The 6,185-nt window shown below is 62.9% G+C and carries 8 protein-coding genes; 4 read left to right on the forward strand and 4 right to left on the reverse strand.

Annotated elements, in window-relative coordinates; all coding sequences use genetic code 11:
• Positions 1-66 precede the first annotated feature (66 nt).
• Both hisC and pdxY read right to left on the reverse strand, forming a co-directional pair.
• A complete protein-coding gene (hisC, locus tag CP49_RS35310) occupies positions 67-1,131 on the reverse strand; it encodes a histidinol-phosphate transaminase (RefSeq protein WP_057854726.1) in 1,065 nt (354 codons plus the stop codon).
• 103 nt (positions 1,132-1,234) lie between these two features.
• A complete protein-coding gene (gene pdxY, locus CP49_RS35315) occupies positions 1,235-2,086 on the reverse strand; it encodes a pyridoxal kinase PdxY (RefSeq protein ID WP_057854727.1) in 852 nt (283 codons plus the stop codon).
• Positions 2,087-2,196: 110 nt separating this feature from the next.
• On the opposite strand from pdxY, the gene CP49_RS35320 reads away from it, so the two are divergent.
• On the forward strand, positions 2,197-2,466 hold the full coding sequence (locus tag CP49_RS35320) for a DUF2312 domain-containing protein (protein ID WP_057854728.1): 270 nt from the start codon (positions 2,197-2,199) through the stop codon (positions 2,464-2,466).
• Positions 2,467-2,722: 256 nt separating this feature from the next.
• Here CP49_RS35320 and CP49_RS46475 read toward each other — a convergent pair whose 3' ends face one another.
• Positions 2,723-2,896 carry a hypothetical protein gene (locus CP49_RS46475; protein WP_187399379.1) on the reverse strand — a complete coding sequence of 58 codons (174 nt, stop codon included), beginning with the start codon at positions 2,894-2,896 and terminating at the stop codon, positions 2,723-2,725.
• A 215-nt stretch (positions 2,897-3,111) separates the two neighbouring features.
• A complete protein-coding gene (locus tag CP49_RS35325) occupies positions 3,112-3,438 on the reverse strand; it encodes a tRNA-binding protein (protein ID WP_057854729.1) in 327 nt (108 codons plus the stop codon).
• Between the two features lie 175 nt (positions 3,439-3,613).
• Between CP49_RS35325 and CP49_RS35330 the strand changes: the two genes are divergently transcribed.
• The 3 genes from CP49_RS35330 to CP49_RS35340 all read left to right on the forward strand — a co-directional run.
• Positions 3,614-4,249, forward strand: a complete 636-nt coding sequence (locus CP49_RS35330; protein ID WP_057854730.1) for an FMN-binding negative transcriptional regulator — start codon at positions 3,614-3,616, stop codon at positions 4,247-4,249.
• A gap of 19 nt (positions 4,250-4,268) precedes the next feature.
• Complete coding sequence (locus CP49_RS35335) at positions 4,269-5,204, forward strand: oxygenase MpaB family protein (RefSeq protein WP_057854732.1); 936 nt, start codon at positions 4,269-4,271, stop codon at positions 5,202-5,204.
• Between the two features lie 158 nt (positions 5,205-5,362).
• Positions 5,363-6,185: SH3 domain-containing protein (locus CP49_RS35340; protein ID WP_057854731.1), on the forward strand; the 823-nt coding region annotated here is incomplete at its 3' end.

Here is a 6,185-nt window from a genome sequence, read left to right on the forward strand (position 1 = left end):
TGTTGCGGCGCCGTCGCAGCATCACGCACGCGCAGAAAAATCATGACGCAGTAAAACTAATTCGCTCTACGGGCTGCCCAGGATGTCCGATAGGGCCGACAACAGCCGGTCAATTTGCCCGTCTGTGCCCACACTTATCCGCAGATAGTCCGAGATGCGATGGGCGGGAAAATGACGGACGATCACCGCGCGTTGGCGCAGCGCGGTAGCCAGCGCCGCACCCGCGTGCGCCGGATGACGCGCGAAGACGAAGTTGGCGGAGGACGGCAGCACCTCGAAGCCGAGCCCGACCAGACCGCGGCCTAGCCGCTCCCGGCCTTCGATCACGCGCGCGCGGCTCTGTTGAAAATAGGCTTCGTCCTCCAAAGAGGCGATAGCGCCGGCCTGGGCGGGCCGGCCAAGTGGATAGGAGTTGAAGCTGTCCTTCACCCGGGTGAGCGCCTCGATCAGGTCGGCGTGGCCGATCGCGTAGCCAACCCTCAAGCCGGCCAGGGCCCGGGACTTGGACATTGTTTGAACGACCAAAAGGTTCGGGTGGGAAGCGACCAGCGGAATTGCGGTCTCGGCGCCGAAATCGACATAGGCCTCGTCGATCACCACGGGAGCGTCGGGATGTTCCTCCAACAGAGAAACGATCTCAGCCTGTGACAGCGCAACCCCCGTTGGCGCATTCGGATTGGGTATGACGAGCGCGCCGGCCGGCCGGCGATAATCGGCAACGCGGATTTGCATGGCCTGATCGAGCGGGACGGTCTCGTAGGCGATGCCGAACAGGCGGCAATAGACCGGATAGAAACTATAGGTGATGTCAGGGAAGAGCAACGGCGCATCATGCTTCAGCAGAGCGGCGAAGGCGTGCGCCAGCACCTCATCCGAGCCATTGCCAACGAACACTTGTTCTGACCGTACCTGGTGGTAGCTGGCCAAGGCAGCCCGCAGCGCTGACGCCTGCGGATCCGGATATAGACGCAGCGTGTCGGTCGCCTCGCCCCGGATCGCTTCCAGCGCGCGTGGGGAAGGACCAAATGGACTTTCATTGGTGTTGAGCTTGACCAACTCCGCCATGCGGGGCTGTTCGCCTGGCACATAGGGGCTCAGGCCGTGCGTCAAGCTGCTCCAGAAACGGCTCATTTTTTCTCTCCAGTAAAGCTAGTAGCCCGGATGGAGCGAGGCGAAATCCGGGGGCGGTGTTAGAGTGATCCCGGATTGCGCTGCGCTTCATCCAGGCTACTTGCTATGATCTACTGATGGCGATCGCGTCAAACCGGCGCGTCGGATGGACCAGTTGCTCCGCGCTCTCGACGATGCGCATTTCCTCGGTGCCGCTGGCTGCGGTGCGTTCCAGTACGGCGAAGATGGCGGATGCGGCATGAACAAGCGCATCCGGCGTGTTGGCGCCGCTGATACGCGCGGCGACCAGTAGTGCGGCGAACAGATCGCCGGTGCCGTTCGGGCTGATGGGCAGTTTTGGCGTGCGCACGCGCCACGCCTGTGCGCGTTCGACGGCGAGCGTTTCGATCTCGCCCTGTGGTGTGTCGGCAAGCTCGGCGCTGGTGACGACGACCGTCCCGCGCCCCATGAACGCGCGTGCCGCCTTAAGCACCTGATCGATCGTCGCAGCTTTGGCCCCGGACAGCCATTCGAACTCGAAATGATTGGGCGTGATGATATCGGCAAGCGGGCACAAAAGGTCGCGCACCAGCGGCGGGATGTCGACATGGACGAACAGGCCGCGGTCGCGATCCCCGAGCACGGGGTCGCAGCAGTAGAACAGCGCGGGATTTTTGGCCTTGGCGCGCGCGACAAACTCCGCGACCACGGCGGCGTTGTCAGCCGAGCCGAGATAGCCCGACAGGATCATTTGCGCCGTATCGACCGCGCCGCGCTCCTCGATCCCGCGCAGGAGATCGGCAACTAGCTCTGAATCGAGCACCCGGCCGCGGATGGTCGGGTAGCCAGGCCGGTTGCTGAGCAGCGTGGTCGGCACCGCCACCACGTCAATCCCATGCATCTGCATCGGAAAGACCGCGGCGCTGTTGCCGACATGGCCGTAGGCAACCTGCGACTGAATTGAAATCACGTTCATGAGATTGTTCTGGGGATTATCTGAGTTGCCGGGGCGGGAACCTGCCGAGGTTAACACATTGGTTATTTGTTTGCGGGCATTTTCACGACCTCATTAAACAGGGAGGCACCATGTCTGACGTCACCATTCCCGGCGGCCGGATTCGTTCTTTCGTCGAGCGGATCGAGAACATCGACACCGAATTGGCTGAACTGAACGAGCAGAAGAAGGAAGTGTTTTCGGAGGCCAAGGGCGAGGGGTTCGATGTGAAGATCCTCAAGGAGATCATCAAGCTGAGAAAGCAGGACCAGGACGAGCGCGACGAGCGCGAAAGCCTGCTCGATCTCTACATGCGCGCGATGGAAACCGCGCCGCCGGAAAAGACCGCGAAGGCGGCCTGAGCGAAACGAAGCAGCGAACCCTCATGGTGAGGAGGCGCTTTAGCGCCGTCTCCGGACGATGCTTTGCATCGCCGGGAGAACCATGAGGCCCCGCTGGTGCCATTCATCCTTCGAGACGCCGCTTCGCGGCTCCTCAGGGATGAGGTCTAGCAGCACGGGTAGCCTGGATGAGCGAAGCGAAATCCGGTGCGATGTTAGAGTGGTCCCGGATGTCGTTTCGCTGATCCGGGCTACTCGCTGCTTGCTGCAAGCCGGATCACTTGAACAGCGCGAAATAGATCACGTAGAGCCAGCCCAGGATGCCGTGGATGATCGCCCACAGGATCGAGTGGTTGTTGGTATAGGAGATCGCGATGGCGAGCGCCGAGCCAAAACCCACGCCGTATTTCGCGCCCTCGACGCGAACCCCGTAATATCGATTTCCGTTCATGGCGATCCTAATCTGTGAGAGGTGTAGCTTCGTCCGCAAAGGCGAGTAGCCCGGATGAGCGCAGCTAAATCCGGTGATGAGGTTAGAGTTGTCCCGGATATCGCGGAGCCTGTCATCACTACGCGAGCGCTATTGCGCTCGTCGCTGAGCGCGCTTTCGCGCGACCAGTTGGCTCATCCGGGCTACTTGCCATCATCGTCAAAAAATCGGCTCGCCTATGCAACCTCGCTGCGCGGGCCCAGCACGATCACGTTACCTGCAGCGTCCTTCGCGCCGAGGATCAAGACTTCGGACGTGAAGCCCGCGATGTTCTTCGCACCCAGATTGCAGACGCACACGACCAGCGAACCGAGCAGGGCCGCCGGCTCGTAGTTCGTGATTTGCGCGCTTGACCACATGATCCTGTCGGCGCCGACGTCGACGCCGACCTTGTAAGACGGATTGCGCGCGCGGGGAAACGGCTGGACGTCTACGACCTTGCCGATCCGGATGTCGAGGCGGGCGAAATCGTCGTAGGTGGCGAGGGGCTTGAGAGAGGGCATGTCGTCGGGCTCGGCTGGCAGGCTGGATTTCGGGAGAATAGTCGAATGAGGCGTCACAGAGCCTCATATCGCAATTGCCTTGTTGTTGGAACGTGCCTCCTGGAGGAAGTTGGTGATCCCTGGCCGAATGGGTTAGCCTCAAGGAGGGCTTTCTCCAGTCGTTCGAGCTTAAGCCATGCACGTTCTACGACCGCAGTTTCGCATTGAAGAACAGCGCGCGCTCGCGTTTGCGGCCGATCGGGGTTTTGGCGTGATTGTTGCCGCCGATGCGCGCGGCCCGCGCGGCTCGCACGTGCCGTTTGTCCTCACCCGGCGCGACGATCGCGTGATCGTCCAGATTCATCTGACGGCGAAAAATCCGCTGGTCGAACTCGCCGATGGCGTCAGGCGTTTCCTCTTGATCGTCGCCGGCGACGACGCCTATGTCTCCAACGACTGGTATGCCTCGCGCGACAACGTCTCGACCTGGCTCTACGAAGCCGTGCATCTCTCCGGCGTCGCGCATCTGCGCGAGCGCGACGATAACCGCGCCCACGGCGATGCGCTGCTCGCGGTCTCCGAGGCGCGGCTGCCGAAACAGCCCTGGGACCTCGCGCAGATGGAGCCCAAGCGCGAAACGATGCTCGCGTCGATCCGCGTCATCGATCTCGTCGTCGATGAGATCGAGGGCCAGTCAAAGCTCAACCAGCACAAGAGCGATGACGACCATGTGGCGGTCGCCAACCAGTTGGCGCGCGCGGAGGAGACGGGGAGCCGGCGGCTGGCCGAGAGGCTGCGGGCGCTGCGGCCGGGGCTTGGCTATGAGGAGTAGCCCGGATGAGGATATGCGGTTGTTGTCCGCGGAGGATTTCGAAAGCAGTCTCGACAGCGTTCGCGAGGCGGCGGCCGATCCAATCAAAGGAATTTTTGGCCCGGATTCGCTGACCTGGCGGGTCGACCGCGAGGCGGCGGTTTTTCTTGGCGGCGGGCGTGCGCTGTTGCTTCAATTGGCGCACCCCTGGGTCGCCGCAGCAGTTTCAGAGCATTCCCGGACCTTTGCCGATCCGGTTGGCCGTTTTCACCGGACGTTCAACATTACCTTCACGATGGTGTTTGGCTCGCTCGATCAGGCGCTGGCCGCAGGCCGCCGGCTGCATCGGCGTCACGCGGTGGTCACCGGAATATTGCCACAGGCGGCTGGCCGCTTCGAAGCCGGCTCAGCTTACAGCGCCAATGAAGTCTCGGCGCTGCGCTGGGTTCACGCCACACTGGTGGAGACCGCCTTGCAGACACATGATCTCATCTTGCCTGCACTCACCGACAGCGAGCGCGAACAATACTGGGCCGAAGCGAAGCTGTATGCGGCGTTATTCGGCGTTCGACCGACCGACTTGCCTGCGGATTGGACGTCGTTCACCGCCTACACGGAGGCGATGTCGCGGTCGGATATTCTCGCGGTCAGCCCTGCCGCCCGCGACATTGCGGAGCAAATCTTTTCAGGCTCCGCCACAGGACTGCGCATACCCAGGTGGTATCGGGCGCTGACTGCCCATTTGCTGCCGGAGCGGTTGGCCCAGGAATTCGGACTTGAGTTCGGCGAACGCGAACAGCGCAGCATGAACCGGGCGCTGACGTGGATCCGGCGCATCTATCCTCGCCTTCCCATGCGCCTGCGCGCGGTGGGCCCTTATCAGGAGGCGCTGGCGCGCCTGCAAGGCGACAAGCCGCCGGACCTGGCCGTGCGTTGGCTCAACAGGCTTTGGATCGGCCGGCCGATGATGGAATGATTTTGCGTCGGATGAGGAAGGTCGTGGCGCACGGAATAACAAACAAGAACTCTGCGTCTCGCGCCTGCGAGACGCCTGCATCCTTTTGTTAACGCGACCACTCCCTTAGGGAACGCCTGTTTCGCTGCGGCGTTCCAACCCGAGAGGAGGAACTCGCCATGAAACTGAGAGGATTGTTTTTCGCAGCAGCCATACTGCTGATGCCGACCGCCGCACTGGCGGCGCCGGGCATCGTCACCACTACGGTCAGCCTGAAGGCAGGGCCCGGTGAAGGCTTTCCGACGGTCGACCGCATTCCCGGCGGCACCCGTGTCAACATCCACGGGTGCTTCAGAGGCAAGGCCTGGTGCGATGTGAGTTGGTCGGATGATCGTGGCTGGGTGTCGTCGCGATATCTCCAATATCTCTACCGCAACCGCTACGTCTATCTGCCCGACTATGTTGACGAGATCGACGTTCCAATCGTGTCGTTCGCGCTGACCTCGTATTGGTCAAGCCACTATGCGGGACGTCCCTGGTATCACCGCCGCGCCCACTGGAGCGGCTATTGGCGGTCGCATGAGCATGTCGCGACGCGGCTCACGATCGACCGCTCGGCGGCCCGGATCGGCCGCGCTGCGGTAGCGCGCGACGCCGCGCTCCCCGAGGCAAGGACGCGTGTCGGTGTCGAGGAGAGGTCGCGTGCACGTGTTGAGGAACGGACGCGGGCTGGTGTCGAGGAACGGACGCGCGCCGGCGTGACGGAGCGGACCCGCGCCGGTGTGACGGAACGTGCGACGCGGGAGAGAGACATCGTTACGCGTAGCGCGCGCGAAGGGCGCGAACGCGCGACGGTGCAGGACCGCATGACGCGCGAGAATGCGCGGATGACGCGTGAGAGCGCAAGAGGCGCCGTGCGCGAGCAGCCGACGGCCCGTACCCGCACGCAGACGCCGCCGGTCATGGCCCGCGGTCATGACGAACCGCGTGCGGCTGCGCCCC

Source organism: Bradyrhizobium valentinum (assembly GCF_001440405.1).
GTDB lineage: Bacteria > Pseudomonadota > Alphaproteobacteria > Rhizobiales > Xanthobacteraceae > Bradyrhizobium > Bradyrhizobium valentinum.